This window comes from Paractinoplanes ovalisporus (assembly GCF_016834655.1).
GTDB lineage: Bacteria > Actinomycetota > Actinomycetes > Mycobacteriales > Micromonosporaceae > Actinoplanes > Actinoplanes ovalisporus.
The window spans coordinates 87,248-112,480 of record NZ_JAENHP010000014.1 but is presented as its reverse complement, the minus strand read 5'-3'; the positions used below and the strand labels follow the sequence as shown (position 1 = coordinate 112,480).

Here is a 25,233-nt window from a genome sequence, read left to right as displayed (position 1 = left end):
GTTCCACGGTCGTTTGCCGGGGGTCGCCGGGGATTCGAACCCCGAACACTTCGGGTCTTCAGAGAGAAGGAAGCGCACCCATGGCCGCGCGAGCGGAGGGCGGACACACTACTTCGCCGAATGCTCTACCAGTTGAGCTAGCGACCCCGAGCTCGATGATCACACGTGCTCCCCGGCCCGCGCGATCGAGTTTCGTCCCCGTCACAGGCCTTACGCTGACCTCGGAGGTCGCACGTGCGGATCCGGCTGCTCGGTGAGTTCACCGTGGACCGGGACGGGACGCCCGTCCAAGCCCGCGAGTGGCGGCTGCGCAAGGCCCGGACGCTGGTCAAGCTGCTGGCGCTGGCACCGGGGCAGCGGCTGCACCGGGACGTGCTGCTGGAGACGCTGTGGCCGGGCCGCGAGGCCGCGTCGGCCGCCAACAACCTGCACCAGGCCCTGCACGTGGCCCGGCGCGTGCTCGCCGGGGACGGGCCGCACGCCGGGCTGCTGGAACTGCACGACGACGTGGTGACGCTGCGCGCGAGCGACCCGGTCGACGTCGACGTGGAACATTTCGAGCGATCGGCCGAGCTCGCCCGGGCCGGCGGCGACCCGGCCGGTCTGCGGGCCGCGGTGGCCGCGTACACCGGTGATCTGCTGCCCGAGGACAGGTTCGAGCCGTGGGCGGTCCGGCGGCGGGAGGAACTGCGCGAACTGCTGGCCGAACTGCTCGTCGAGCTGGCCGGCGCCGAGACCGACGAGGCGGAGGCGCTCGCCGCGCTGCACCGCGTGCTCGTGATGAATCCCCGCCACGAGGGCGCCGTCCGTGGCCTCATGCGCCGTCTCGCCGCCGGCGGCCGGCGACCCGAGGCCCTCGCCCGCTACGAGCGGCTCCGCGACGACCTGCGCGCCGACTCCGGCAGCGACCCCGACCCGCGGACCCGCCGGCTCTACCGCGAGCTGCTGACCGGCCAGGGTGACGAGCCCGCGGCGCCGCGCGGGCCCCGGCACAACCTGGCACCGCCGCTGACCAGCTTCGTCGGCCGGGAACGGGAGATCGCCGACGTGCATCGCCTGCTCACCCGGGGCGGGCTGCTCACCCTGACCGGGGTCGGCGGAGCCGGCAAGACCCGCCTGGCCGAGGAGACGGCCCGGCGGCTGCTGGGCGACCAGCCGGACGGGGTGTGGTTCGTCGACCTGACCCGGGTCGGTGACCCGAGGGCGACGCCGCGACCCGGCCCTTCCGGGAGCTGGCGCCGGTGGTGACCGACCTGTTCGGCCCGATGCCGTACACCGCCATGCAGGGCCTGCTCGACCCGCTCTACCCGCGCGGCATCTGGAACTACTTCCGCTCGGCGTTCTTCGGCGACCTCGACGACCCGGCCACCGGCGCGCTCGTCAGCGCGTTCGGCCGGGTGCCGAACCCGCTCTCCGAGCTGCACGTGCACCACCTGGGCGGCGCGATGGGCCGGGTGCCGGGCGATGCCACGGCGTTCGCGACCCGGGACCGCGACTTCATCCTGAACGTGGTGGCCCGCTCGGGCGACGCCGGCGGCTACCCGGCCGCAGTGGAATGGGCCCGCACGGCGACCGGCGCCCTCGGCCCGGACGCGGCGACCTACGTGAACTTCACCGGCGAGGGCGGCGAGGACCGGGTCCGCGCCGCCTATCCGAAGGACACGTACGAGCGGCTGGTCGCGGTGAAGGACCGTTACGACCCGACGAACCTGTTCCGGCTCAACCAGAACATCCGCCCGACCAGCCGCTGACCGCCGGGCTCAGATGGCCGGGCCGGCGTGGTCGCCGCGGCGCGGGTCGGCCGCCGGGGACCGCTCGGCCCGGCCGTCGCGCCCGACGACCACGTCGCGGCCTCGGCACCCGGGACGGCGCCGGAACCGGCGATCAGTCGGGGGCGCGGTGACGTCCGACGTGCTGCGCCTCGTCGGGGGCCGGGCGCGTGGGCGCCTCGACGGGGTCGTCGGGCCGGCCGAACGGGTCGGACGGCGCCTCGGTGCGCAGGTCGTGCAGCCAGTTCTCCAGGCCCTCGGCCGGTGCTGCGCCGGTGGGGTCTTCGGGCGGCTCCATGGATGGCATGGCCCGACGATAGCTCCGCCGCGCGAGCCGTTCACTCGTCCGCCCGGGAGGAGTACACGCCGGGCTGATGAGTGAACGGGTGAATCAGGGGAGCGCCGCCCGGATCTGGTCGGCTTCCGGCATGCCGAGGTCGGTGTAGACGGCCAGGGCCTGCTCGTAGTGCTCGCGGGCGCGGGACTGGTCGTCGAGGACGCGATAGGCCAGGCCGAGGCCCGCGTGGGCCCGGGCCTGCTGCTCACGGTCGTCGATGCCGGCCGCGACCTCGTACGCGGCCCGGTGCTGGGTGACGGCGTCGGCCGGCCGGGCGGCGGCGCTCGCGGCCTCGCCCAGGCCGTTGAGCGCCCACGCCTCGGTGTACCGGTCGCTGTTCTCGCGGGCGATGACCAGCGCCTGCTGGTAGTGCTCGACGGCCCGGGCCGGCTGACCGAGGCGGAGGTGCAGGGTGCCGAGGCTGTCGAGGGTCGAAGCCTGGCCGTTGCGGTCGCCCAGCAGCCGGTGCAGGGCCAGGGACTGCTCGAGATGGTCACCGCCCGCCTCCAGCCGGCCGGACAACACCTCGGCATTGCCCAGGTTGTTCAGCGTGTAGGCCTCGCCGGCCCGGTCGCCGGCCTCCCGATAGAGGGCCAGGGCCCGCGCGTAGTGGTCGGCCGCGGCCCGCTGCCGGCCCAGCCGTCCCTCGACGTTGCCCAGATTGGCCAGTGCTCGGGCCTCGCCGATGCCGTCACCGGTCTGCCGGTAAAGCTCCAGGGCCGCCGCGTAGTGGTCGGCGGCGACCCGGTAGTGGCCGGACAGGTGCTGGACGGCGCCGAGGTTGTTCAGGGCCCGGGCCTCGCCGGTGCGGTCGCCGGTCCGCCGGAACAGCTCCCGGGCCTGTTCGAGATGGTCGACGGCCGCCGCGTGCTGGCTGAGCCGCAGTTCGGTCACGCTGAGGTCGGTCAGGGCGTGCGCCTGCCCGTGGGCGTCGCCGCTGCGACGGCCGGCCTGGTGGGCGTGGCTGTGCACGGTCACCGCGTCGGCGTTGTGCCCGCCGCTCAGATAGCGGAACAGCACGCGGGAGAGCCGGGTGGCGTGGGTGTGCCAGCCGTGGGTGGCGGTGTGCACGGCGACGGTGACCAGGGCGGCCCGGGTGTCGTCGAGCCAGGCGCGGGCGGTGTCCGGATCGCTCAGGTCGGGGTTGGGGGTGCCGGGCCGGGGGATGCGGGGCCGCAGGTGGGCGTCGCCGGGGTGCAGGGTGTCCACGGCGGCCGCGGCGGTGGCCAGGTAGTGGTCGAACAGGCGGGTCAGGGCCGCGCGGCGCTCGGGCGGGCTGTCCTCGTCGTGGCTGCGGGTGGTGGCGTAGGCGCGCACCAGGTCGTGGAAGGTGTATCGGCCGGGGACGCCGGGCTGCAGCAGGTGGTCGCCGGCCAGCCGCCGCAGGTGGGCCCGGGCGGTGTCCAGCCCGGTGCCGGCCAGGGCGGCGGCGGTGTACGCGTCCAGATCCTGACCGGGGTGCAGGGCCAGCAGCCGCAGCACCCGTTGCCCATCGGGCTCCAGGTCCAGATAGGACAGGTCGAGGGCGAGCTCGATGCCGGTCTCCAGGCGCCGGTTCCGGTGGTGGTCGTCCAGCCGGTCGGCGTGGTCGGTCAGCGTCCAGCCGGGCCGGGCCCGCATGTGCCCGGCCAGCAACCCCAGGGCCAGCGGGAGATAGCCGCACCGCTCGGCGACCCGGGCCGCGGCATCCGGGTCGTCGCCGACCGTGATCCGGGGCGCGGCGCTGCTCAGGAACTGCCCGGCCTCCTCGGCCGTGAACACGTCGACCGCGAGGCGGGTGGCCGGATCCAGGTCGCTCAGGTCACGCCGGCTGGTGACGAGCGCGGGGCAGCCCGGGGTCTCGGGCAGCAGCGGCCGCACCTGTTCGGCGCCGGCCGCGTTGTCGAGGACCACCAGGGTGCGGGTCCCGGCGAGCCGGCCCCGGTAGGCCGCGGCCCGGCCGTCCCGGTCGTGCGGGATCTCCGGCCCGGGCACCCCGAGCAGGCGGAGGAACCCGTCGAGGACGGCGGCCGGGTCGGCCGGAGGCTGGGCCGGGTCGGGGTGGAAGCCGCGCAGGTTGACGAACAGCACCCGGTCGGCCGTCCGCTGACGCAGGAGCCGGTGCGCGGCGTGGACGGCGAGCTGGGTCTTGCCGACCCCGGCCATCCCCTCGATCGCGGAGATCACCACGGCCCCGCCGGTGCCGCGGCGCTCGCTGAGAACGTGGTGGAGCCGGTCCAGCTCGGCGGTGCGGCCGGTGAACACGGCCAGGTCGGCGGGCAGGCTGTCCTCGACCCGCACCTGCGCCGCCGCGACGGTCTCGGCGCTGATCATCTGCAGAGCGCGGCGCCACGCGGCGACGTAGTCCTCGTCGGGGTGCAGGGCCCGCACGACGGCGAGGACCAGGTCGGCGTTCAGGCGCCGCCGCCCGGGCCGGAAGCAGTCCGAGACGGTGCTCTTGGCGACCGGGCGGCCTTCGCCCTGAGAGCTCCACTGACCTCGTACGCGGTCCGTGATCGTCTCGTAGGAAGGGTCGCCGGCGTAGAGCTTCAGCGACCGCAGCCGCTCGACCAGGGCGTCCAGAGTGGTCGCCGTTCCCGGATCGGGAAGCACCGTGAGATCCACCGCCATCAAGCTAGGGCGACCAAGCAAGAACGTTTACAAAAACGGGCGTATCGCCTTTGTGTCGCGAGCCTCGTTACATTACAGGCATTGACATACGTAAATGGAGGAGGCGCGTGATGAGGCTCTGCGTGGTGGCCGTGGTGACGGCCTTGGTGGTGGCCCTGGTGCCCGTGCCCGCGCAGGCGGCGCCGGTGGTGGTCACCAACGGCGTGCAGTTCGCCGACACGTCGGGGGCCGGGGTGCACGCCCACGGCGGCGGTGTGCTGAAGGTCGGCACCTACTGGTACTGGTTCGGGGAGAACCGCAACGCCGACGACACCTTCCGGGCGGTCTCGGTCTATCGATCGGCCGACCTGCGTACGTGGGAATTCCGCAACAACGTGCTCACGTCGTCCTCCGCCGCCGAGCTGGCCAGTTCGAAGATCGAGCGGCCCAAGGTCGTCCACAACGCGGCCACCGGGCGGTTCGTCATGTGGATGCACAAGGAGAACGGGACCGACTACGGCGAGGCCCGCGCCGCCGTCGCCTCCTCGGGCACGGTCGACGGGGCGTACACCTATCACGGCAGTTTCCGGCCCCTCAATCAGCACATGTCCCGCGACATCACGCTCTATGAGGAGGGTGGCGCGGCGTACATGGTCTCGGCTGCCGACGAGAACCGGGATCTGCAGATCTATCGCCTCACCGCCGACTTCCTGCAGATCGCCTCGCTGGTCGGCAACTTCTGGGACAACGCCACCCGGGAGGCGCCGGCGATGTTCAAGCGCAACGGCGTCTATTTCCTGCTCACCTCGGGCACCTCGGGCTGGAACCCCAACCAGGCCAAGTACGCCACCGCCACCAGCATCGGCGGGCCCTGGTCGGGCTGGACCAACGTCGGCGACCCGACCACCTTCGGCTCCCAGCCCGCCTTCGTCCTGCCCCTCGCGAACGGCTTCCTCTACATGGGCGACCGCTGGGCCGGCGCCTGGTCGGGGCCGGTCAACGACTCGCGTTACGTCTGGCTGCCGATCGCCTTCCCTACCAGCACGTCGATGGCGCTGACCTGGTATCCCACCGTCACCGTCGACGCCGCCGCGGGCACGGTCACCGGCAACCCGGCCACGTACTACCGCGTCACCAACCGGGGCAGCGGCAAGGTGATGGACGTGGTCAGCGCCTCGATGGCCGACAACGCCGAGGTCAAGCAGTACGCCTGGAACGGCGGCGGGAACCAGCGCTTCGAGTTCCGCGACGCCGGCAACGGCTACTTCCAGATCATCGCCCGGCACAGTGGCAAGTGCCTCGACGTCGCCTCCGCCTCCACCGCCGACGGCGCCAACATCATCCAGTACGGCTGTGGGACCGGCACCAACCAGCAGTGGCAGTGGGCCCCGGTCGGAAGCTGGTTCCAGCTGAAGGCGCGGCACAGCGGCAAGTGCCTGGACGTGGCCGCCGACGGCACCGACCTCCAGCCGGCCACTTGCGGCAGCGGCACCAACCAGCAGTGGTCCCGCACGGCCTGACCCCGTCGACCGGGACAATTGGTGCCTACCGGGGCGGGAGGGCCAGCAGGCTCTCGGCGGTGTCCACGATGGTCTCTTCGATCGGGCGGGGCTTCCAGCCGAGCACGCGTTCGGCCTTGGCCGAGGTGGCGTCGAGGTTGCGGCCGATCAGGGCCCGCATCGTGCGCAGCTGCGGGTTCACCCGGGCCAGGCCGCGGGCCATCAGCACCGGCATCTCGCGGGTGGGGACCTTGTCCGCGCGGGGGCCGAGGCGGTCGCGCAGGACGGCGGCGACCTCGCGCAGCCACAGGCTGTGGCCGGAAGTGGCGATGAAGCGTTCGCCGGCGGCGGCCGGGGCGGTCATCGCGAGCAGGTGCAGGGCGGCCACGTCGCGGACGTCGACGTAGCCCGAGGCGAACGGCAGCAGGGCCGGCATCGAACCGTCGAGCATCTGGGCGATGGCGCCGAGCGAGGGCGAGTAGTCGGGGCCCAGCACCGGGCCCAGCACGCCGGTGGGGTTGACCGTGACCAGTTCGAGGCCGGTGCCGTCGCCGTTGACGAACTCCCAGGCGGCGCGTTCGGCCAGGGTCTTGGATTTCTGGTACGGGGCGATGTCGGCGTCGACATCAGTCCAGTCCTCCTCGGTGAACGGGGTGTCACGGTCGGCGTGCCCGTACGCGATGGCGCCGATCGCGGACGTGAGCACGACCCGTCGGACGCCGGCGTCGCGGGCCGCGCGCAGCACCCGAAGGGCGCCGTCGACGGCCGGGCGGACCATCTCGTCGTCGCTGCGCGGCACCTGGGTCAGCGTGGGGGAGGCGACGTGCAGCACGTAGTCGCAGCCGGCCACCCCCTCGTCCCAGCCCTGGTCGCTCTGCAGGTCGGCGCGGACCACGCTCAGGCGGTCGCCGGGGTCGGCGCCGCCGTGGCGCAGCATGTCGCGCACCTGGGGTTCGCGGTCGAGGTTTCGTACGGTCGTGCGCACCGTGTGCCCGGCCTCGAGCAGGGCCAGCATGCACCAGCTGGCGATGTAGCCCGAGCCGCCGGTCACCAATACGTTCGCCATCTTGTCCTCCTGGACGTCTCGACGTGGCTGTCCTCCCGAAATTAACGGAGAGCTCTCCACTTGTCTATGGCAATCCGGAGACTTCTCCGTTAGGGTAGTGGAGACATCTCCGGAACGAATGAGAGGCAGACCGATGAGCGTTGAGCGGGTTCTGGTCACGGGCGGCACCGGGTTCCTGGCCGGGTGGGCGATCAAGCGCCTCGAGGAGCAGGGCTACCGCGTCCGTACGACGGTGCGGTCGGCGCCGAAGCAGGAGGCGGTGCGCGCGGCGGTCGGCGACGGGGTCGAGTTCGCGATCGCCGACCTCACGAGCCCCGACGGCTGGGCCGAGGCCGTGGCCGGCTGCGACTACGTCCTGCACCCGGCCTCGCCGCTGGGCGGCGCCAACTCCGCCGAACCGGACGACTTCATCGTTCCCGCCCGCGAGGGCACGCTGAACGTTCTGCGCGCGGCCACCGCCGCGGGCGTGAAGCGGGTGGTGATGACCTCGGCCGCGAACACCGCCAGCCCGGCTGAATACACCGAGGAGGGCGTCTTCGACGAGACGCTGGTGAGCGAGGACGACCCGTCGTTCGGCGCCTACCGGCGGTCCAAGATCGTGGCGGAGAGGGCGGCCTGGGACTTCATGGCCGCGTACGCGGGAACGACGACTTTGACCACGGTGCTTCCGGGAGCGGTGTTCGGGCCGGTGCTGAGCCCGGACAACCTGAAATCCGTGCAGATCGTCGCGGGGCTTCTCGACGGCCGGATGCCGGGCGTGCCGCGGATCGGCCTCGAAGTGGTGGACGTGCGCGACGTCATCGACCTGCACCTGGCCGCCATGACCGCACCGGAGGCGGCGGGGCAGAGGTTCCTCGGCACGGGCGAGTTCATGTGGATGAGCGACGTCGCCCGTACGCTCAAGAACGGTCTTGACGTTGAGGTGCCGACGGCCGAGCTGCCCGACGAGGCGGTGCGGCAGGCGGCCCGGAGCGATGCGAACCTCGAGCAGATCGTGCCCGCGCTCGGCCGGCGCAGCGTGCACAGCGCCGACAAGGCCAAGCGGCTGCTCGGCTGGCAGCCCCGCCCGGGCGCGGAGACCGTCATCGACACCGCGCGCAGCATCCTCGCCTGGCGATCGGCCTGACCGGCCCGGTATATCTTGCGGGGACGCGTATTACAGGGGGAAGCATGGTCCGGTCCGACGCCCGCGAGAACCGCGCCCGCATTCTGGCCGCCGCCCGCGAAGCCTTCCTCGAAGACGGCGACACTTCGATGAACCAGATCGCCCAGCGGGCCGGCGTCGGGCCGGGCACCCTCTACCGCAACTATCCGAACCGCGAAGCGCTGATCCTCGACATCTACCAGGACGAGATCGACAAGCTCGGCGACGCGGTGACGGCCCTGCTCGACGCGCACCCGCCGGTCGAGGCGCTGCGGCGGTGGACCCTCGAACTGGTGGGCGCCATGCGCAAGAAGCACGGCCTCGGCGGCGCGCTCAGCGCGGGCGCCCACAAGTCGATCACCGAACGGTCCTACGGTCCGGTCATCGCCGCGATCACCCACCTGCTCGACGCCGGCAAGGAGGAGGGCAGCATCCGGGCCGACGCCGAGCCCGGCGACTTCCTGCAGCTCACCGGCGCCCTGTGGCGAGCGGCGCCGGACCGTACGGAACCGATCCTGGCCCTCGTCCTGGACGGCCTCCGAGCCGGGGAACGGCGGCCCTAAGCTGGGGGCATGAAGGTTCTGTCCATCCAGTCGGCGGTCGCCCACGGTCATGTCGGCAACTCCGCGGCCGTGTTCCCGCTCCAGCGCATCGGTGTCGAGGTCGTCCCGGTCCACACCGTGAACTTCTCCAACCACACCGGTTACGGCGCCTGGCGGGGGCCGCTCATCGCTCCGGCCGACGTCGCCGAGGTTCTGCTCGGCGTGGAGGAGCGCGGCGTGTTCCCGCAGATCGACGCCGTGCTCTCCGGCTATCAGGGCGGGGTGGGCATCGGTGACGTCATCATTGACGCCGTACGGCGGGTGAAGGCAGCCAACCCGGCGGCGGTCTATGCCTGCGACCCCGTGATGGGCAACGCCAAGTCCGGATGTTTCGTCGCGCCCGAGATCCCCGTGCTGCTGCGCGACCGGGTGGTGCCGGTGGCCGACATCATCACGCCCAACCAGTTCGAACTGGGCTTCCTGACCGGAACCGAGCCGGCGAGCATCGAGTCGACGCTGGCCTCGGTCGACCTCGCCCGCGCCATGGGCCCGTCGACCGTGCTGGTCACCAGCGTGGAGCGGCCCGACCGCGAGGAGGGCACGATCGAGATGCTGGCCGTCGACAGCGCCGGCGCCTGGCTCGTGACCACCCCGCACCTGCCCTTCAAGGCCAACGGTTCCGGCGACGTCACGGCGGCCCTGTTCACCGTGCACTACGTCGGCACGAGGAACGCCGCGGTGGCCCTGGAGCGTACGGCGTCCAGCGTCTTCGACCTGATCGAGACGACCTACAAGTCGGGCGAACGCGAGCTGCAGCTGGTCGAGTCGCAGGAGTATTACGCCCACCCACGCATGCAGTTCAGCGCCAAGCAGGTGCGCTGACCACCGCTCAGCCGGCAACGGCTCCGCTCAGGGCGGCGCCGACCGGCCGGCCCGTTCGCCGCGGGCGTTACCGCTCCTGGGCGGCCGGCGGGTAGTCGTGGGCCGGCGCATCGCGAAAGCCGCGAACGAAGGAGTCAGGCGGAACGGGGTCGGCGGAAAAGAATGACGATCTCGACAATGGGTGGTCATTACCGGCCCGAAAGACGATGACGGCCGTCATCGCCCCTCCGACGTATTTCCGCGCCGCAGAATTGAACCGCATTCCGGCCCGCTATAGCTTTGCCCGGCCAGGCGACATCATCGGGCAGACACATAGGACAGGGTTGTGGCAACTTTCTATCAAGAGGGACAGAACGTCCACGGGAATCAGGTCAATGCCGATTCCGTCGATCTTCGAGGAGCCGATCTCGGCGTTGCGTCCGGCCCCGGGAATCGCGAGGAGAGCGCGCGGGACATCGAGGCCGTGCTCGCGGTTCTGCGCCGGGCCGCGGAGAACGGCCTGGTGGGCCGGGCCGACGCCGACCGTGCGGCCGGTGAGCTCGGCGCGGCGGCGAACGAGGCGCGCAGCGGGAACACCGGCGGGGCGGCGACCCGGGTGGAACGCGCGGTCCGGATCCTGCAGGCGGCGGCGCCGATGGCCGCGATCGCCGGAACGCTGACGTCGGTGTGGGGCAATCTCGCCGGGAGCGCCTGATGAGCCAGTGGGATCTGCGTGGGCAGACCGTGGCCGGCAATCAGTACAACGCCGACAACGTCTTCACCGGGGTCGAATCGCCCCAGCACATGCTGGCCAACGGCATCCGGTCGGTCCGGGAGCGGCTCTACGACGAGGCCCGCAAGAACCTCGAGGGCGCGATCGGCCGTGGCGTCGATCAGGCCGACGCGCACTACTACCTGGCCCTGGCCCTGCTGGCCGGCGAGCGGCCGAGCCGGCATCAGCGCAGCCCGCAGGAGCTGATGAACCGGGTCGAGCAGCAGCTCGACGCGGCCGTGCGGCTCAACCCGAATTGCGGGCACGCGTACGCGCTGTGGGCCGCCGTGAAGGCCGACTTCTACGGCCACGCCGGCGGGCCGGAACCGTCGGTCGGCTCCCTGCGCGAGCGGGCGTCGACGGCGACGATCGACCCGGCCCACATGCCGGAGATCAGCCCGTTTCTCGAGTCGCAGCAGGACCCGATCTGGACCGCGCTGCTGGACGCGGCGCAGCGCAGCACCGCCGAGCGCAAGCCGAACGTCCACAAGTACTTCCTGCCTTATCCCGTGCCCCCGGCCCTGGCCGGCTTCCAGGTGATGATGGTTCTGGGCGGCGGGGGCGCGCTGCTGGCGCTCATCCTGATGATCGTGGCGCTGTCGTCGTCGGATTACGTGCTCCTGTCCTGCCCGGCTGTGCTGCTCGGCATCGGCGGCGTGGTCGTGGGGGCCAAGGGCGCCATCGGCTATTTCAACGCCTCCTCGGCCTACCGGCGGGCGGTCGAGGCCAGTGAGCCGCGCCCGACCGACGCGCAGATGGAGCGGTGGCTTCAGCTCGACAAGTTCGCGTTGCTGGACGTCGCGCTGCGCAACCTCGGCCGCCCGCAGAGCGACCTGCTGTGCGAGCCGCAGATGGTGATCGGCCCGGCCTCGCCATCGCAGCGGGCCGTCGGCCAGGACCGGGTCCAGCGGTTCTCCCGGTACAAGATTGTCGTGCTGCTTCTCACCGAGCGCCGGATGTTCGCCTATTCCTGCGAGTGGGACTTCGTCCGGTGCATCGTCTCGGACGTCGACTCGTTCGATTTCCGATATTCGGATATCACCGGGATCCGTATGCGTCAGCCGTTGGACGCCACCGCGGGCAGCGTGCTCGTGCTGACCGACGAATACGGGCAGCAGCGCGAGGTCAAACCGCGCAAGGTGTTCGAGATGATCGTGGCCGGGACCGACCGGATCGCCGTCATCGTCGACTCCAACGACGACATGAACACCGTTCAGCAGCCGACCGGGGCGGCGGCGGCTGAACGGGTCATCCGGCGTCAGTTGGATGTGCGGTAGGGGGCGTCAGACGGGCGGGGCCGTGGTGTAGACCGCCGGATCGCCCTGCTTGAGCCAGATCTGGGGACTGTCGATCGGGGTGAAGGCGCGGTCACCGCCGGGCTCGCGGGTGGACGGGACGGCGTCTCCGTTGGGCAGGTGCATGATGAAGTTGACCGGCTTGGTGTCGTCGACCAGCGGGATTTCGTACGTGGCCCAGCCGCCCTCGATTCTCGTTGCGGGCCACGGCTTGTCCCAGGCGATCTGGGCCAGCACGGCCGGATCCACCGCCTCGCCCCACAGGTGCAGACCCCAGTCGGTGTAGTCGCCGGCCGGGCGGTAGTAGTTCACGGTGGCCGTTGTGAGCGGCGGGCCGGCGTAGCGGACCGTGCGGACCGCGCTGGTCACCGCGGGGTCGGCCAGCACCGCCTGGTAGCGGATCCGGGTTCCGGCCGCCAGGTTCAGCGGGGCCAGGTCGTCGAAGACCGTGTACGCGGGGGAGGAGTCGTCGCGGCCGATGGTGGTCCACGGGCCGTCGGCGATGCTGCGCTCGAAGCGGACCACGTGGGTGGCCCGTTCGGGGTCGGCCACCGCGCGGACCTCGACCCTGCCCCGCACGTTGGCGTTCTCGGCGGGTGCCTCGATGGTCAGGAGCGGCGCCGGGACCTGGGCCGAGCGGGCATCGCTGGTGGACGTGTGGCCGGCGTTGTCGAGGACCACCGCGCGATACTCCACCGGCGTTCCCGCCCGCAGGCCGGTGACATCGTGGAAGACCTGGTAGGGCGCGTTGTCGTCGGTGCCGATCGGCGTCCAGCCACCCCGGCCCGTACGGGCGTGGAACGTGACCTCGGCGAACGAGGAGCCTCCGACCGTGGCCGACACCTTCATGCGGCTGCGGGACTCGGTGGAGGGCGCCGGTGCGCTGAGGGACACCGCGGGAGCGGCCTGGGAGCGCGGGATCCGGCCCTCGGAGGCGTACACGACCGTGGACAGCGGCGGCACGGTGACCGTCAGCGTGCGGTCGGCGGCCGATGTGGCCGTGGCCGGACCCGTGCCGTACACCCGCTGGAACTTGCCCCGGGCAAGGTAGGTCGGGACCGCGGCCGTCCGAGCCGACGTGCTGTTGTTCAGCGCGACCACGAACTCGCGCTGGTCGGTGCGGGAGAACGCGTAGATCCCGGCCCCGGAGTCGGCGTACCGGTGCTGGTGGGCGCCGTCGCGCAACGTCGGGTACTTCGCGGTCAGCTTGGCCAGGCCGGCGATGCTCGCGTACAGGGGATGGGCCGGGACGAAGTTGTCCGTGGCGTGGGTGGCCGTGGTGCCCAGCAGGTCGTCGTCCAGGTATTCGGGCACCCGGCTGGCGAACATGGTCTGACGGGCGTCCTGGTCGCCGCCGGGGCCGGTGAAGCCCTGCTCGTCGCCGTAGTAGACGACCGGGTTGCCGCGCGAGAAGTACATCAGCTCGTGGGCCAGGCGGTCGCGGGCCAGCAGCTCGGTGTCGGGGGCGGCGGGGTTGTCGGCCTTCACGAAGCTGCCGATACGGCCCATGTCGTGGTTACCGAGGAACGTGGGCAGCTGGTAGACGTTCGAGTCGGCGTCGGTGTACCAGTCGTCGCCGGCGAAGAACTGGCCCAGCGCGGCGGCGGGCTGCCCCTTCGAGGCGTAGTTGCGGGCGGCGTCCTGGAACGGGAAGTCGAGCACGGCCTGCATCTTGTCGCGGGTGGTGAACTGCGAGGTGAAGCTCTTCGAGGTGTCGAAGACCTCGCCGAACATGAAGAACTCGGGCTTGCCGTGCTTGCGGGCGAACGACAGCACCTCGGGACCGAACTTCTGCCAGAACTCGTCGTTGACGTGTTTCATGGTGTCGATCCGGAAGCCGTCGACGCCGAAGTCGGCGATCCACTTCTCGTAGACGTCGATCATGCCGTTGACGACGCGCGGGTGTTCGGTGAACAGGTCGTCGAGGCCGAAGAAGTCGCCGTAGAGCGAGTTCTCACCGACGAACGTCGTGTCGCCCCGGTTGTGGTAGAGCGAGGTGTCGTTGAGCCAGGCCGGAACCTTGAGGTTCTTCTCGGCCGCGTCGAGCACCGGCTTGTACGGGAAAGAGGTCGCTGGATCGAGCGCCGGGAAGGAAGAGGAACCGGCGTAGTCGCGATCGTCGAACGGCTTCCCGGCCGCGGTGCGGTACGGCGCGACGTCCTTGGACACGTACGGCTGGCGCGCGCCCGACTCGTAGCCGATGACGTCGGCCGTGTGGTTGGTGATGATGTCGAAGTAGACCTTCATGCCCCGCTGGTGGGCGGCGTCGATCAGCGTCTTGAGCTCGGCGTTGGTGCCCAGGTGGGGGTCGATCTGGGTGAAGTCGGTGATCCAGTAGCCGTGGTAGCCGGCCGACGGCCCGTCCTCGAGCTGCACGGCCTTGTTCTTGAAGCTGGGCGTCAGCCAGATCGAGGTGGTGCCCAGACCCTTGATGTAGTCGATACGGCGCAGCAGCCCGGCCAGGTCGCCGCCGTTGTAGAAGCCCTTCTTCGTGGGGTCGAAGCCCGACACGAGCGGGTCGCGGCCGAGGCCACCCTGGTCGTTGGCGGTGCTGCCGTTGTCGAAACGGTCGGCCATGACGAAGTAGAAGTTCTCGTCGGTGACCGGGGTGCGCAGGGAGTGGCGACCGGACAGGCCGCCTCCCGAGGCGGCGGCGGGCGCGCTGAGGAAACCGGCGGCCAGCACCGCGGACAGAATCGCAGCAAGACGGAGACGCATCAATCCTCCTGGGAGAGCAGGATCTCGCCGAGGGCGGTGAACAGTTCGTGGTCGAGGTCCAGGGCCTGCAGAACGGTCAGCGGCCGGCCGGACTCGACGGCCGCGAGCACCCTGGTCTTCAGCGAATAGGCGATCTGCGCCCGGTCGAGCCGGGCGAAGATCAGCGCGGTCACGTCGTTGCGGCGCAGGCGGGGACGGGCGCCGACGTCGATCCGTAACGTGGCCGTAGCAGGCACGTCTCGGACTGTAATGGATGTTCGAGTTTCACCACGGTGAATCTCGGCCGGGACTGGCAGGTCGTCCACGGTCGCCACCGGATCGACGCCGGTGAGTGCCGGAAAGGTGGATGTCCAGGTGCGGGCGCGGGGTCCGGGCCCGGCGGTCAGCGAGCCGGCCTCCTGGTCCCAGCGCAGCGGGGTCACCCCGGAGTCCTCGATCAGGTCGAACGATCCGTCGGCGCCCGCCACGACCAGAATCTCCAGGTGGGCCGGTTCGACCGGGTCGTTGCCCGGCACGGCGTCCGCGTCCAGCGGGACGATCGCCCCCGAGGCCGCCAGCACCGGAATGGTGGTGAGGTCGCGGTGCAGATACATGGTGCGGTCGCCGTCGTAGACCAGGTCGGTCAGCACGTCGACCCACGTGCCCTCGGGCAGCCACGCTTTGACCCGGGCCAATCCCGTACGGGAATCCGCCGGTGACGTGATGGCGGCGACCACCAGCTCCGACCCGAACTGATACTGGTTCGGCACCTCGTAGGCGCCGTCGAAGGAGGGCGCGCGGTAATACATCGGCAGCACCAAGGGCAGATCCGCGCGGCGGTTCATGGTGTGCAGGTAGGGCACGAGCCGGTGCCGCAGCCGCAGGAACGCCGTCATCGCCTCGCGGGCCGGGGCCGGGAACGACCACGGCTCCTTGTGGATGAACGGGTGCCGGGTCGAGTGCAGCCGCAGGATCGGCGAGAAACAGCCGAACTGCACCCACCGCGTGGCCAGCTCGTCGTCGCGGACGCCGTTGAGGTGCCCGCCGATGTCGTGACTCCACCAGCCGTAGCCGATGTTGGCCGCCGTCGCCGTGAACCGGGGCTGGAAGGCGAGCGACGCCCACGAGATGACGGCGTCGCCGGAGAACCCCACGGGATAGCGGTGACTGCCCGGCCCGGCGTACCGGGAGAAGGTCATCGCCCCGTTGTCGATGAAGTGGAAGTGGTTGAGCATCCACAGCGGGTCGATGCCGGCCACCCGCGAGTGCGGCCCGGACTGCCAGTCCAGCCACCAGAAGTCGACGCCGTCGGCCTCCAGACCCCGGTGCAGAACCTCGAAGTACGCGGTCAGGAAGCGCCGGTCGGTGACGTCGAACGCGATCGGCTCCTCGCCGGCGGGGTCACGGCCGAGCGCGGCCGCCATCGCCGGGTAGGCGTCCTCGTAGGCGCGGACCCCGTCGGCCGGGTGCACGTTGAGCGTCACCCGCAGCCCGCGGTCGTGCACCTGCTTCAGGAACTGGGGCGGATCCGCGAACAACGAACGGTTCCAGGTGTAGCCGGTCCAGCCGCTGCCGTAGCGGGGGTCCACGTCGGTCAGGTGCCAGTCCATGTCGAGGACGCCGACCGAGAACGGCAGCCCCTCGTCGCGGAACCGGTCGAGCAGGGCCAGGTACGACTCGTCGGTGTACGCGTGGAACCGGCTCCACCAGTTGCCCAGCGCCCACCGCGGCACCGCCGGCTGCGGCCCGGAGACGGCGTAGAACGCCTTCAGCGCCTCGGTGTAGTCGTGGCCGTAGGCGAACACGTACAGGTCGACGCGGTGGATGTTGTCGGCGCTGACCCAGCCCTCGCCGTCGAACAGGAACGAGCGCGAGTCGTCGACGACCGCGAAGCCCCACCGCGAGACGACGCCCGGTTCGAGCGGGATCGCCCCGTCCGCGTTGTCCAGGGTGCGGGCCGTGCCCCCGAGGTCGTCCGGCGTCTCGCCATAGCGCCAGACCGAGTGGTAGGTGCTGATCCCGCCGCCCACCGCCAGGCTCAGCCCGCTCGTGGTGAACGGCCCCCGGTCGTACGTGAGCCGGAAGCGTGACGTGACCACCTCGATCTCGTGGTCGCCGTCGAGCACCCGGAACTCGGGCACGGGCAGCCGCCGGTTGACGGCGAAGGTGGACGCGCGGTCCTCGAAGACGCCGTCCTCGGCGTACTCGAGGCGGACCAGCCCGTCGGTCAGCACGGTGATGCGGTAGCGGTCGCCCCGGACCACGGCCTGCGGATCGGCAACGGGATGCATCAGTCCTTCACCGCCCCCGAGGTGAGCCCGCCGACGATGTAACGCTGCAGGTATTGGAAGAGCAGCACCACCGGCAGGGCGGTCATCAGGGCGCCGGCCGCGAACACGCCCAGGTTGTTCGACCGGTCCGACTCGATGATCCCGTACAGGCCGACCGCGAGGGTCTTGGCGTTGGTGTCGGTCAGGAAGATCGACGCGAGCAGGAACTCGCCGATCACGCCGACGAACGCGAGCAGGCCGGTGACGGCCAGGATCGGCCGGGCCAGCGGCAGCAGGATCCGGAAGAAGACTCCTGCGTGGCTCGCCCCGTCGACCACGGCCGCCTCGTCGAGCTGGCGGGGGATGGTGTCGAAGTAGCCCTTGATCAGCCACACCTGGGCCAGGGCGCCGCCCATCAGCACCAGGCTGTAGCCGGCGATCGTGTTGAGCCCCAGCGCCGGCAGCGCCTCGCCCAGCTCGGTGACCATCGTGAACAGCGCGATGACGGCCAGGAACTGCGGGAACATCTGGATCAGGAGCAGCGTCAGCAGCCCACCGCGGCGGCCCTTGAAGCGGAAGCGGGAGAACGCGTAGGCGGCCAGGGCGCTGCACAGCACCTGCACGAAGGTCACCATGGCACAGACGATCAGCGTGTTGAGCAGCCAGCGCGGGAACGGGCGGGCCGGGTCGGAGAACAGCGACTGGAAGTGGACCAGGCTGAACCGGGTCGGGATGACGTCGGTCGAGACGACGGTGCCCAGCGGGTTGAACGCCGCCGAGACGACGTAGAGCACCGGGACGACGGCGAAGACCACGGCCACGAGACCGCCGGCATGCCGCCAGCCGACCTCGCGCCACCAACGGACGGTCATGTCAGTGCACCTCCTCGAGACTGCGGGTGGCCCGGAACTGCGCCGCCGCCAGCACGCCGGTGATGACGAACAGCAGGGTGGCGATGGCCGCGGCGAACCCGAACTGGGCGCCGCCCGCGCCGAACGCGAGCCGCACGGTATAGCTGATCAGGATGTCGGTCGCGCCCGCGTCCGGGTGGTCGGGCGTGAACGGGCCGCCGTGGGTGAGCAGCTCGATCACGTTGTAGTTGTTGAAGTTGAACGCGAACGACGCCACCAGGATGGGCGCCACCGCCACCAGCAGCAGCGGGAGCGTGATGCGGCGGAAGGCGGTGAACGCGCCGGCCCCGTCGATGGTGGCGGCCTCTCTGAGCTCGGCCGGGATGGACTGCAGAGCCCCGGTGGCGACCAGGAACATGTAGGGGAAACCCAGCCACAGGTTGAGCAGCAGCAGCGCCGCCTTGGCTCCCCACGGATCACCCAGCCAGTCGATGTCGAGCCCGGTCAGGTTGTTGATCAGCCCGAACTCCTGGTTGAAGAAGCCCGACCAGACCAGGATGCTGATGAACCCCGGGATCGCGTACGGCAGCAGCAGAATCGAGCGGTAGACCTTCTGACCCCGTACGCGGGAATCGTTGAGCATCACGGCCAGGCCCAGCCCGACGACGAAGGTGAGCACGACCGAACCCGCCGCGAACACCACCGTCCACCCGAAGATGCGCAGGAAACCGCCGAGGATGCGGGGATCGGTGAACGCGCGCCGGTAGTTCTCCAGCCCGACCCCGGCCCGCCACGACTGCTCGGACAGGCGTTCGCCCTGCCCGTCCACGAAGTACTCGCGGTCGCCCTGCCGCTGAACGGTGTAACTCGTGCCCGTGGCGGTGTCGGTGATCGTGTCGGCGGCCTCGTCGTAGCGCAGCATCGTGCGGCCCTCGAAGGCCTCGCGCAGCCCGCGTTGCCGGATGGCTCCGCCCTCGACCGGCACGGCGAACTCCTTCAACTGGGCCGCCGCGTCGTTGACCTGCTTCGGCGTCAGCATCGTGTAGCCCGCCGCGGCGGTCACGAAACCTCGGGTGACGGTCGGGCTGACCTCCTTCAGGCCGTCGCGATTTCCCGCGTACGCCGTCCCGGTCGCCCGGTCGACCAGGAAGAACGTGAAGTCGCTGTCGCCCGAGGTGCCCACGGTCAGGTTGAACGTGGGCGAGTCGGGGGCCTGCACGACCGAGTTGGCCAGGATCCGCTCGACCGTCTCCCGTTTGGTCGTCCGGGTGCCGTCGCCATAGTTGGTGGTCGACATCTGCACGGTCGCCAGCACCGGCGCGACCGTGAACACGACGAGCAGCAGGGTGCCGGGGACCAGATATTTGGCCGTCACCGCCCGGCCGGTGCCATACGTGACCAGCAGCACCGCGACGACGACCCAGGCCACGGTCAGCACCACGTAGTGGCCACCGCCCGCCAGGCTCGGGGTCAGCGCCGCCGCGGTGCCCACGGCGATCCCCAGGCAGAGGATCCGGATCACTTGGCCTTGACCGCGCTCTCGATCGTCTTCCCGGTCTTCTGCATGGTCGAGGTGGGGTCGGCGCCGCCGACGATGGTGGCGTAGGCCTGTCCGAGCGGCGGCCACACCCCGGCCATGAACGGGAAGTCGGGCAGCAGCGTCGCGTTCTTGGCCCCGGCGGCCAGCTTGCCCATGTCGGCGTCCTTGGCCGAGACCGCGGCCAGCACGTCGTTGCGCACCGGCGGGCGCGGGTCCTGCTCGTACATGGCGGTCATGGCCTCGGGCGTGTTCATCGTCTTGGTCACGAACTCCTCGGCGAAGGCCGGGTTCTTGGCGTTGGACAGCATCCAGAAGGCCTGCACGCCCAGGAACGGCGCCGCCGGCTTGCCGCCCGCGAACGGCGGGATCGGCGTGATGTCGTACGGGACCTTGGATTTGCGGATGTCGGCCAGCGCCCACGGCCCGGAGATCAGGTAGGCGGCGTTGCCCGCGGTGAACTGCGCGATCGCGTTGGAACCGTCGATCGAGCGGGACAGCACCTTCGAGCCCTTCTCACCCAGCGCGGCGATCTTCTTGGCGGCCGCGATCGACTCCGGTGTGCCGATGCCGATCTTCGTGGTGTCGTACTGGCCGCTCGCGTCCATGGCGAACAGCGAGCCGCCGGCCGAGGTGAAGAACGGGTGCATGTGGTACGCGTCGCCCTCCTGCCCGACCGGCAGCGAGAGCGCCCGTTTCACCGTGCCCTTCTTCACCGCCGCCTGCCCGGTCGAGACCAGTTCCTCGACGGTCGCGGGAGCCTTGGGCGCCGCCTTGGTGTTGCGGTAGAGGACAAGATTTTCCATCCCGTACGGCAAGGCCCAGACCTGCCCGTTGCGGCTGACCGAGGCCACGGCGCTTTTCTCGTACGCCCCCAGGTCGCCGGCGCCGAGCGAGAGCGGCTTGACCGTGCCGTTCTGCAGCGCGCCGCCGAGGAAGTCGTTGGGCAGCGTGAGGATGTCGGGGCCGTTGCCGGCGGCGTTGGCGGTGATCGCGTTGGCGGCCAGGTCGGCCGCGATCACCTGGACGGCGACGGTGATGTTGTTCTCCTGGCCGAACTTCTGGGCGATCGGGGTGACCGCCCGGCTGGCCGCCTCCGAGGTCCAGATGACCAGGTCGGCGTCTTCGCGGGCCGGTCCGGCGTCGGATGCGCTGGGCGCCGGAGCCGCGCTCGGCTGGTCGGTGGGGCCGGCTTCCTTGTCGGCCGAGCAGGCGGTCGAGAGCAGGGCGGTCGCGGTTATCAGGGCCAGCAGGCGATATCTCATCGGGACTCCTCGGGAGGGTGTGGGTCACCGGCGGACTGCGACGTAAGCGTTTACGAAACGAGAGTGAAACAAGTCACCGCTGCTGTCAACCATCAATGTATTTAACGGCTTTGGCCTGGACGTATTTGAGTTACGTCGTGACGTAAGCGTTTACGTGCTCTACCGTGATGGCCGTGACGAAGCGAGCGGTGGCGTTGAACATGGCGGACCTGGCCGAGCGCGCCGGCGTCTCGATCGCCACGGTGTCGCGGGCCCTGAGCGGCGCCCCCGGCGTCTCCGAGGAGACCCGGCGCAAGATCAGGCTGCTGGCCGACGATCTGTCGTACGCGGTCTCGCCCGACGCCGCCCGCCTGGCCCGCGGCTCCAGCGGCCGGGTCGCCGTCGTGACGCCTGACGTGTCGCACTGGTTCTACGCGGCGATGCTCGACGGCATCGTGACCGGGCTGCGCGGCACCGACCTCGACGTGCTGCTCTATGAGGTCAAGCAGGAGCGGGAGCGGCGGCGGTTCTTCTCCGAGCTGCCCGCCCGCCGCCAGGTCGACGCGCTGATCCTGGTCGCGCTGCCGATCAGCGACGACGAGCGGCGCCGCCTCGACCTCATGGGCGTCACGGTGGTCATGGCCGGCGGCACCCTCGGCGACCACCCGCACGTGCGCATCGACGACGTCGAGGCCGGCCGGCAGGCCACCGCCCAGCTGGTCCGCGCCGGCCACACCCGGATCGCGATGATCAACTCAACCGGCACCTGGAGCCTGGAGTACGCGGCGCCCGGCGCCCGGCTGCGCGGCTTCACCGGCGTGCTCGAGGAGGCCGGCCTCGAGGTCCGCCCGGAACTGGTGGTGCACCGCCACTGGGGCAGTCACGGCGGGGTCGAGGGCATGAGCGAACTGCTCAGCCTGCCCGAGCCGCCGACCGGCGTGGTCGCCTTCTCCGACGAGGTCGCCTTCGGCGCTCTGCGCACGCTGCGCCGGGCCGGGGTCGCCGTTCCTTACACCATGTCCGTGGTCGGCATCGACGACCATCACCTGGCCGACATGTTCGATCTGACGACGGTGCGCCAGCCGGTGACCCAGCAGGGCAAGGTGGCCGGGCAGCTCGTCCACCAGATCCTGCAGAAGGGCGACATCCGCTCGCCGCACGTCACGCTGCCGACGCAGGTGGTCGCCCGCGGCACGATCGGGCCCCCACCCGGAGTCCGGACATAGCGAAACGCCCCGGTCCTGGCGGGGACCGGGGCGCTTCGCCGTCTGTCAGCCCTCGATGCCGTGCACCGGCGGGACAGTCAGGGTGCGGGCGTCGGGGGTGCCGCCCAGGATGATCTCGCGCAGCGACGAGTTGTTGGTGGTGTCCAGCTCGGCCAGCTTCTTCTCGGGGTTGGCCAGGGTCTGGATGTAGTAGGTGCCGTTCGGCAGGTCCGTGATCTCGAAGGACTGGCCGGGACGGAACTGGCTGTAGGTGTCGCCGTTGCCGATGTCGAGCACCTCACGCACCGCGATCACCGTGTTGGCGCCGCAGGACGTGGACAGGTCGGTGTTCTCGGGGCGCCACTTCGCGTTCGGGATGGTGAAGTCGACCGCGTCGGTGTTGGCCAGGCAGAACGCCTCCTTGCCGCTGCGCACGGCCAGCTTCTGCGACGAGTCGAGCAGGTTGTACTGCGCGAAGTCGGTGAAGTGCCAGTGCAGGTGACCCTCGCGCGGGTCCCACTCCATCGTGCCGGCCGGACGGCTGCCGACCTGGTTGCCCTTGGCGTCGAAGAAGTACTGGTAGGCGTCCATCAGCTCGGTGCCGCTGCGGCGGAAGCCGTCGACCAGCAGCGGGGACGTGCCCGCGTTCCACACGGTCGCGCCGAAGTTCACGTACGTCTTGCCGTCCTCCTCGGACAGCGAGATGTCCCACGCCGGCAGCGAGCGCAGGTCGGGCCGCGGTCCGCCGGTCGGGGCGGCCTTGAGCGGGGTGGGCCGCTTGGCGGGCGCGCGCAGCTCGGGCACGTACGAGGAGACCTGACGCTTGGCGTCACCCTCGGCGGTGTGCAGCGAGTGCTCGTCGGGCCGGTCGGTGCCGGCCTCGGCGCGCGCGTCGGCCGCCTTGACCCGGGCCAGGCCGGCCTTGTTGTCGTCGGTGGCGTCGACCACGGTCACCTCGACCTTGGCGCTGCCCTGGTCCTTCGGGATCCCGAACAGCTCGCGGTAGGTCGGGTTGACCGTCGCGGTGGCGGTGTACTTGCCGACCGGCAGGTCGAACGACTCACCCCGGCCGGAGTACGGCTGGTCCTGCACGGCGGCGTCCCAGCCCGCCTGCACACCCCAGACCGCGCCCAGCGTGAACGGGTTTCCGCCGCCGCAGCTGGTCGGGTACGGGTTGGCGGCCGGGGCGTCGGGCCGGGTGCGCGCCGACGACCACGTGTTGCCGCAGAACGGCGTCTTGTACTCGGTCACGACCTTGCCGTCGGCGTCGGCGATGCTGATCGTGGTGAAGTCCTTGAGGCCGGTGAAGTCGGTGACCAGACCGGCCGGCAGGGCCACCTTCTTCTTCTTGCCGTTCTTGACCACGGTCTGTTCGGCCACGATCGGCTTGTCGTAGCCGGTGCGCTTGGCCCAGATCTCCAGCGGGTCCTTGCCCGCGATGACGTGCAGGCCCAGGTCGAACGACAGGTAGATGTCGCCGTCGTAGTCGTACCGCTCGGCGGTCACCTGCCCGGTGGCGGCGACGAACTGCAGGGGTGGCGGGGTGGCCGCGGCCTGGGCCACACCTACGCCGGCGGCGGTGAGCGCCAGCGCCGCGGCCACGGCGCCGTACGTCATCAGGCGCGAGCGGCGGCGTCGCTTCTTCAGCGGATCCGTCATGGGGTCCCTCCGGTCGGGCGGCCGCCGTGGGGGCGACCGCTGCCGACACATCTAAGGACTGAGATGTATGAATCCTGTGAGGTTTCTATGCGATGGCACGAATCCGCGAGAAACCCTCACTTGTGGCCGAGTCGGGAATCGGCCGAAAGTCAGATGCACCCGGCTCCGAAGTGTGCCGCCCACTGTCTTGATCACCTATCGGCATGGTCGCCTATCTCCATCGAAACAGGTGGATTAGGCTGTCATGATCAGCTGCCGGACCGGGGAGAGGCACATGAAGACTTCAGGACGCGCTCGTCAGGCGGCCACGCTGGCGGCGGCCGCGATGCTGGCCGTCGGCTCGATCGCGGGCTGCGCCAAGGACGACACCGGCGGCACCACCGAGGGCGGCGTCGCGCTGATCAAGTCGGGGGCGCTGACCACCTGCACCCACCTGCCCTACGCCCCGTTCCAGTCCAAGGACGCCAGTGGCAAGGTCGTCGGCTTCGACGTCGCGCTCATCGACCTGGTCGCCACCAAGCTCGGCGTCACCCAGGAGATCGTGGACACCCCGTTCGAGGGCATCAAGTCGGGCGCCGACCTCAACTCCGGCAAGTGTGACGTGGCCGCGGCCGGCATGACCATCACCGACCAGCGCAAGCAGGTGCTCGACTTCTCCGACCCCTACTTCGACGCCACCCAGGCGCTCAACACGCTGCCCGGCAAAGAGGTCAAGACGCTCGAGGAGCTCAAGGGCAAGCGGATCGGCGTGCAGGGCGGCACCACCGGTGACGACTACATCAAGGCCCAGGTGAAGGAGAAGAGCCTCGACCTCGAGGTGGTCGCCTACAAGGACCTGGCCGCGCTGCAGCAGGCCCTGACCACCAACCAGGTGGCGGCGGCCGTCGGCGACCTGCCGGTCTGGAACGACTACATCAAGGCCAACCCGGGCAAGGCGGTCGTCACGGCCGGGTTCGACACCGGTGAGCAGTACGGGTTCGCCGTCAAGAAGGGCAACGCCGAGCTGCTGAAGGCGGTCAACGACGCCATCTCGGCCGCCCGCACCGACGGCACGTACGACAAGATCTATGCGCAGTGGATCGGCGAGAAGCCCGCCGCATGAAGCTCAGTCCCCGCCGGCGGCGCCGGATCTTCCGCGTCGCCGGCTATGTGGTCTTCGCGGCGCTGATCGTCTCCGTGGTGGCTGCCGCCGACTGGGGCCGCCTGTCCGACGCGTTCTTCCGCACCGACGTCGCCCGCGGCATGTTCCCCGGGGCGATCACGGTCGCGCTGCGCAACACCATCCTCTACACCTTGCTGGCGTTCGTGTTCGGCCTGACCCTCGGGCTGGTCCTGGCGCTGATGCGGCTGTCGTCGATCCTGCCCTACCGCTGGTTCGCCACCGCCTACATCGAACTGTTCCGGGGCCTGCCCGCTCTGCTGGTGCTGTTCATGGTCGGCTACGGCGTGCCGCTGGCCTTCCCCGACCGCGAGATCCCGGGCGGCGTCTACGGTTCGGTCACCCTCGGCCTCGGTCTGACCGCCGCCGCCTACATGGCCGAGACGATCCGGGCCGGCATCCAGGCCGTCCCCAAGGGCCAGCTCGAAGCCGCCCGGACGCTCGGGATGTCGCACCCCCGCGCGATGGTCTCCATCGTGCTGCCCCAGGCCTTCCGCATCGTCATCCCGCCGCTGACCAACGAGATCATCCTGCTGACCAAGGACACCTCCCTCGTGTACGTCCTCGGCGTCACGTCGACCACCATCGAGCTGACCAAGTTCGCCGGCGACGAGCTCAACACCCGGGTCAACCCGACGCCGCTGGTCGTGGCCGGGCTGCTCTACCTGGTGATCACACTCCCGCTGTCCCAGGTCGTACGGGGCCTGGAACGCCGGGCGGCGAGGGAGAGGTGACCA

The 25,233-nt window shown here is 70.5% G+C and carries 20 protein-coding genes and 1 tRNA gene; 11 read left to right on the top strand and 10 right to left on the bottom strand.

All coding sequences use genetic code 11. The annotated features are described in order from the left end of the window. Positions 1 to 19 precede the first annotated feature (19 nt). Positions 20 to 147, bottom strand: a tRNA-OTHER gene (locus JIG36_RS32970). Positions 148 to 234: 87 nt separating this feature from the next. Here JIG36_RS32970 and JIG36_RS32965 point away from each other — a divergent pair. Together JIG36_RS32965 and JIG36_RS54340 are read left to right on the top strand one after the other, a co-directional pair. Next, the gene (locus JIG36_RS32965) at positions 235 to 1,248 is read left to right on the top strand and encodes an AfsR/SARP family transcriptional regulator (protein ID WP_203380324.1); all 1,014 of its coding nucleotides are present in this window, start codon (positions 235 to 237) and stop codon (positions 1,246 to 1,248) included. After that, positions 1,242 to 1,751, top strand: coding sequence for an FAD-binding oxidoreductase (locus JIG36_RS54340; RefSeq protein ID WP_307873009.1), 510 nt, complete (start codon positions 1,242 to 1,244; stop codon positions 1,749 to 1,751). The genes JIG36_RS32965 and JIG36_RS54340 overlap by 7 nt, the downstream gene beginning before the upstream one ends. Positions 1,752 to 1,884: 133 nt before the next feature. Here JIG36_RS54340 and JIG36_RS32955 read toward each other — a convergent pair whose 3' ends face one another. Further along, a complete protein-coding gene (locus JIG36_RS32955) occupies positions 1,885 to 2,076 on the bottom strand; it encodes a hypothetical protein (RefSeq protein WP_203380323.1) in 192 nt (63 codons plus the stop codon). A gap of 84 nt (positions 2,077 to 2,160) precedes the next feature. Beyond that, on the bottom strand, positions 2,161 to 4,710 hold the full coding sequence (locus JIG36_RS32950; protein ID WP_307873008.1) for a tetratricopeptide repeat protein: 2,550 nt from the start codon (positions 4,708 to 4,710) through the stop codon (positions 2,161 to 2,163). Between the two features lie 116 nt (positions 4,711 to 4,826). Here JIG36_RS32950 and JIG36_RS32945 point away from each other — a divergent pair, with 116 nt between their 5' ends. Beyond that, a complete protein-coding gene (locus JIG36_RS32945; RefSeq protein ID WP_203380321.1) occupies positions 4,827 to 6,215 on the top strand; it encodes an RICIN domain-containing protein in 1,389 nt (462 codons plus the stop codon). Positions 6,216 to 6,240: 25 nt separating this feature from the next. Here the strand turns inward: JIG36_RS32945 and JIG36_RS32940 are convergent, their stop codons facing one another. After that, on the bottom strand, positions 6,241 to 7,260 hold the full coding sequence (locus JIG36_RS32940) for an SDR family oxidoreductase (protein WP_203380320.1): 1,020 nt from the start codon (positions 7,258 to 7,260) through the stop codon (positions 6,241 to 6,243). 133 nt (positions 7,261 to 7,393) lie between these two features. Here JIG36_RS32940 and JIG36_RS32935 point away from each other — a divergent pair, with 133 nt between their 5' ends. From JIG36_RS32935 to JIG36_RS32915, 5 genes are all read left to right on the top strand, one after another. After that, positions 7,394 to 8,386, top strand: coding sequence for an NAD-dependent epimerase/dehydratase family protein (locus JIG36_RS32935; RefSeq protein ID WP_203380319.1), 993 nt, complete (start codon positions 7,394 to 7,396; stop codon positions 8,384 to 8,386). 44 nt (positions 8,387 to 8,430) lie between these two features. Next, the gene (locus JIG36_RS32930) at positions 8,431 to 8,967 is read left to right on the top strand and encodes a TetR/AcrR family transcriptional regulator (RefSeq protein ID WP_203380318.1); all 537 of its coding nucleotides are present in this window, start codon (positions 8,431 to 8,433) and stop codon (positions 8,965 to 8,967) included. A 9-nt stretch (positions 8,968 to 8,976) separates the two neighbouring features. Next, positions 8,977 to 9,828 carry a pyridoxal kinase PdxY gene (gene pdxY / locus JIG36_RS32925; RefSeq protein WP_203380317.1) on the top strand — a complete coding sequence of 284 codons (852 nt, stop codon included), beginning with the start codon at positions 8,977 to 8,979 and terminating at the stop codon, positions 9,826 to 9,828. A gap of 325 nt (positions 9,829 to 10,153) precedes the next feature. Further along, entirely contained in the window at positions 10,154 to 10,522 is a 369-nt protein-coding gene (locus JIG36_RS32920) for a hypothetical protein (RefSeq protein WP_203380316.1), read from the top strand. After that, on the top strand, positions 10,522 to 11,856 hold the full coding sequence (locus JIG36_RS32915) for a hypothetical protein (protein ID WP_203380315.1): 1,335 nt from the start codon (positions 10,522 to 10,524) through the stop codon (positions 11,854 to 11,856). Before JIG36_RS32920 ends, JIG36_RS32915 begins: the two co-directional genes overlap by 1 nt. A gap of 6 nt (positions 11,857 to 11,862) precedes the next feature. Here JIG36_RS32915 and JIG36_RS32910 read toward each other — a convergent pair whose 3' ends face one another. The 5 genes from JIG36_RS32910 to JIG36_RS32890 are packed head-to-tail and all read right to left on the bottom strand — an operon-like array spanning position 11,863 to position 20,494. Then, positions 11,863 to 14,592, bottom strand: a complete 2,730-nt coding sequence (locus tag JIG36_RS32910; RefSeq protein WP_203380314.1) for an alpha-amylase family glycosyl hydrolase — start codon at positions 14,590 to 14,592, stop codon at positions 11,863 to 11,865. Continuing rightward, on the bottom strand, positions 14,592 to 16,862 hold the full coding sequence (locus tag JIG36_RS32905; RefSeq protein ID WP_203380313.1) for a glycoside hydrolase family 31 protein: 2,271 nt from the start codon (positions 16,860 to 16,862) through the stop codon (positions 14,592 to 14,594). The genes JIG36_RS32910 and JIG36_RS32905 overlap by 1 nt, the downstream gene beginning before the upstream one ends. Further along, positions 16,862 to 17,713, bottom strand: a complete 852-nt coding sequence (locus JIG36_RS32900) for a sugar ABC transporter permease (protein ID WP_203380312.1) — start codon at positions 17,711 to 17,713, stop codon at positions 16,862 to 16,864. The genes JIG36_RS32905 and JIG36_RS32900 overlap by 1 nt, the downstream gene beginning before the upstream one ends. Before the next feature lies 1 nt (position 17,714). Continuing rightward, positions 17,715 to 19,214, bottom strand: coding sequence for an ABC transporter permease subunit (locus JIG36_RS32895; RefSeq protein ID WP_203380311.1), 1,500 nt, complete (start codon positions 19,212 to 19,214; stop codon positions 17,715 to 17,717). After that, positions 19,211 to 20,494, bottom strand: coding sequence for a sugar ABC transporter substrate-binding protein (locus tag JIG36_RS32890; RefSeq protein WP_203380310.1), 1,284 nt, complete (start codon positions 20,492 to 20,494; stop codon positions 19,211 to 19,213). The genes JIG36_RS32895 and JIG36_RS32890 overlap by 4 nt, the downstream gene beginning before the upstream one ends. Positions 20,495 to 20,667: 173 nt before the next feature. On the opposite strand from JIG36_RS32890, the gene JIG36_RS32885 reads away from it, so the two are divergent. Beyond that, complete coding sequence (locus tag JIG36_RS32885) at positions 20,668 to 21,699, top strand: LacI family DNA-binding transcriptional regulator (protein WP_203380309.1); 1,032 nt, start codon at positions 20,668 to 20,670, stop codon at positions 21,697 to 21,699. A 45-nt stretch (positions 21,700 to 21,744) separates the two neighbouring features. Here JIG36_RS32885 and JIG36_RS32880 read toward each other — a convergent pair whose 3' ends face one another. Beyond that, positions 21,745 to 23,337 (bottom strand): lysyl oxidase family protein, encoded by a 1,593-nt coding sequence (locus JIG36_RS32880; protein WP_203380308.1) that lies wholly within the window; start codon positions 23,335 to 23,337, stop codon positions 21,745 to 21,747. Between the two features lie 274 nt (positions 23,338 to 23,611). Between JIG36_RS32880 and JIG36_RS32875 the strand changes: the two genes are divergently transcribed. Together JIG36_RS32875 and JIG36_RS32870 are read left to right on the top strand one after the other, a co-directional pair. Continuing rightward, entirely contained in the window at positions 23,612 to 24,439 is an 828-nt protein-coding gene (locus JIG36_RS32875; RefSeq protein WP_203380307.1) for a transporter substrate-binding domain-containing protein, read from the top strand. Next, on the top strand, positions 24,436 to 25,230 hold the full coding sequence (locus tag JIG36_RS32870) for an amino acid ABC transporter permease (RefSeq protein WP_203380306.1): 795 nt from the start codon (positions 24,436 to 24,438) through the stop codon (positions 25,228 to 25,230). The genes JIG36_RS32875 and JIG36_RS32870 overlap by 4 nt, the downstream gene beginning before the upstream one ends. The last annotated feature ends 3 nt before the right edge of the window (positions 25,231 to 25,233 follow it).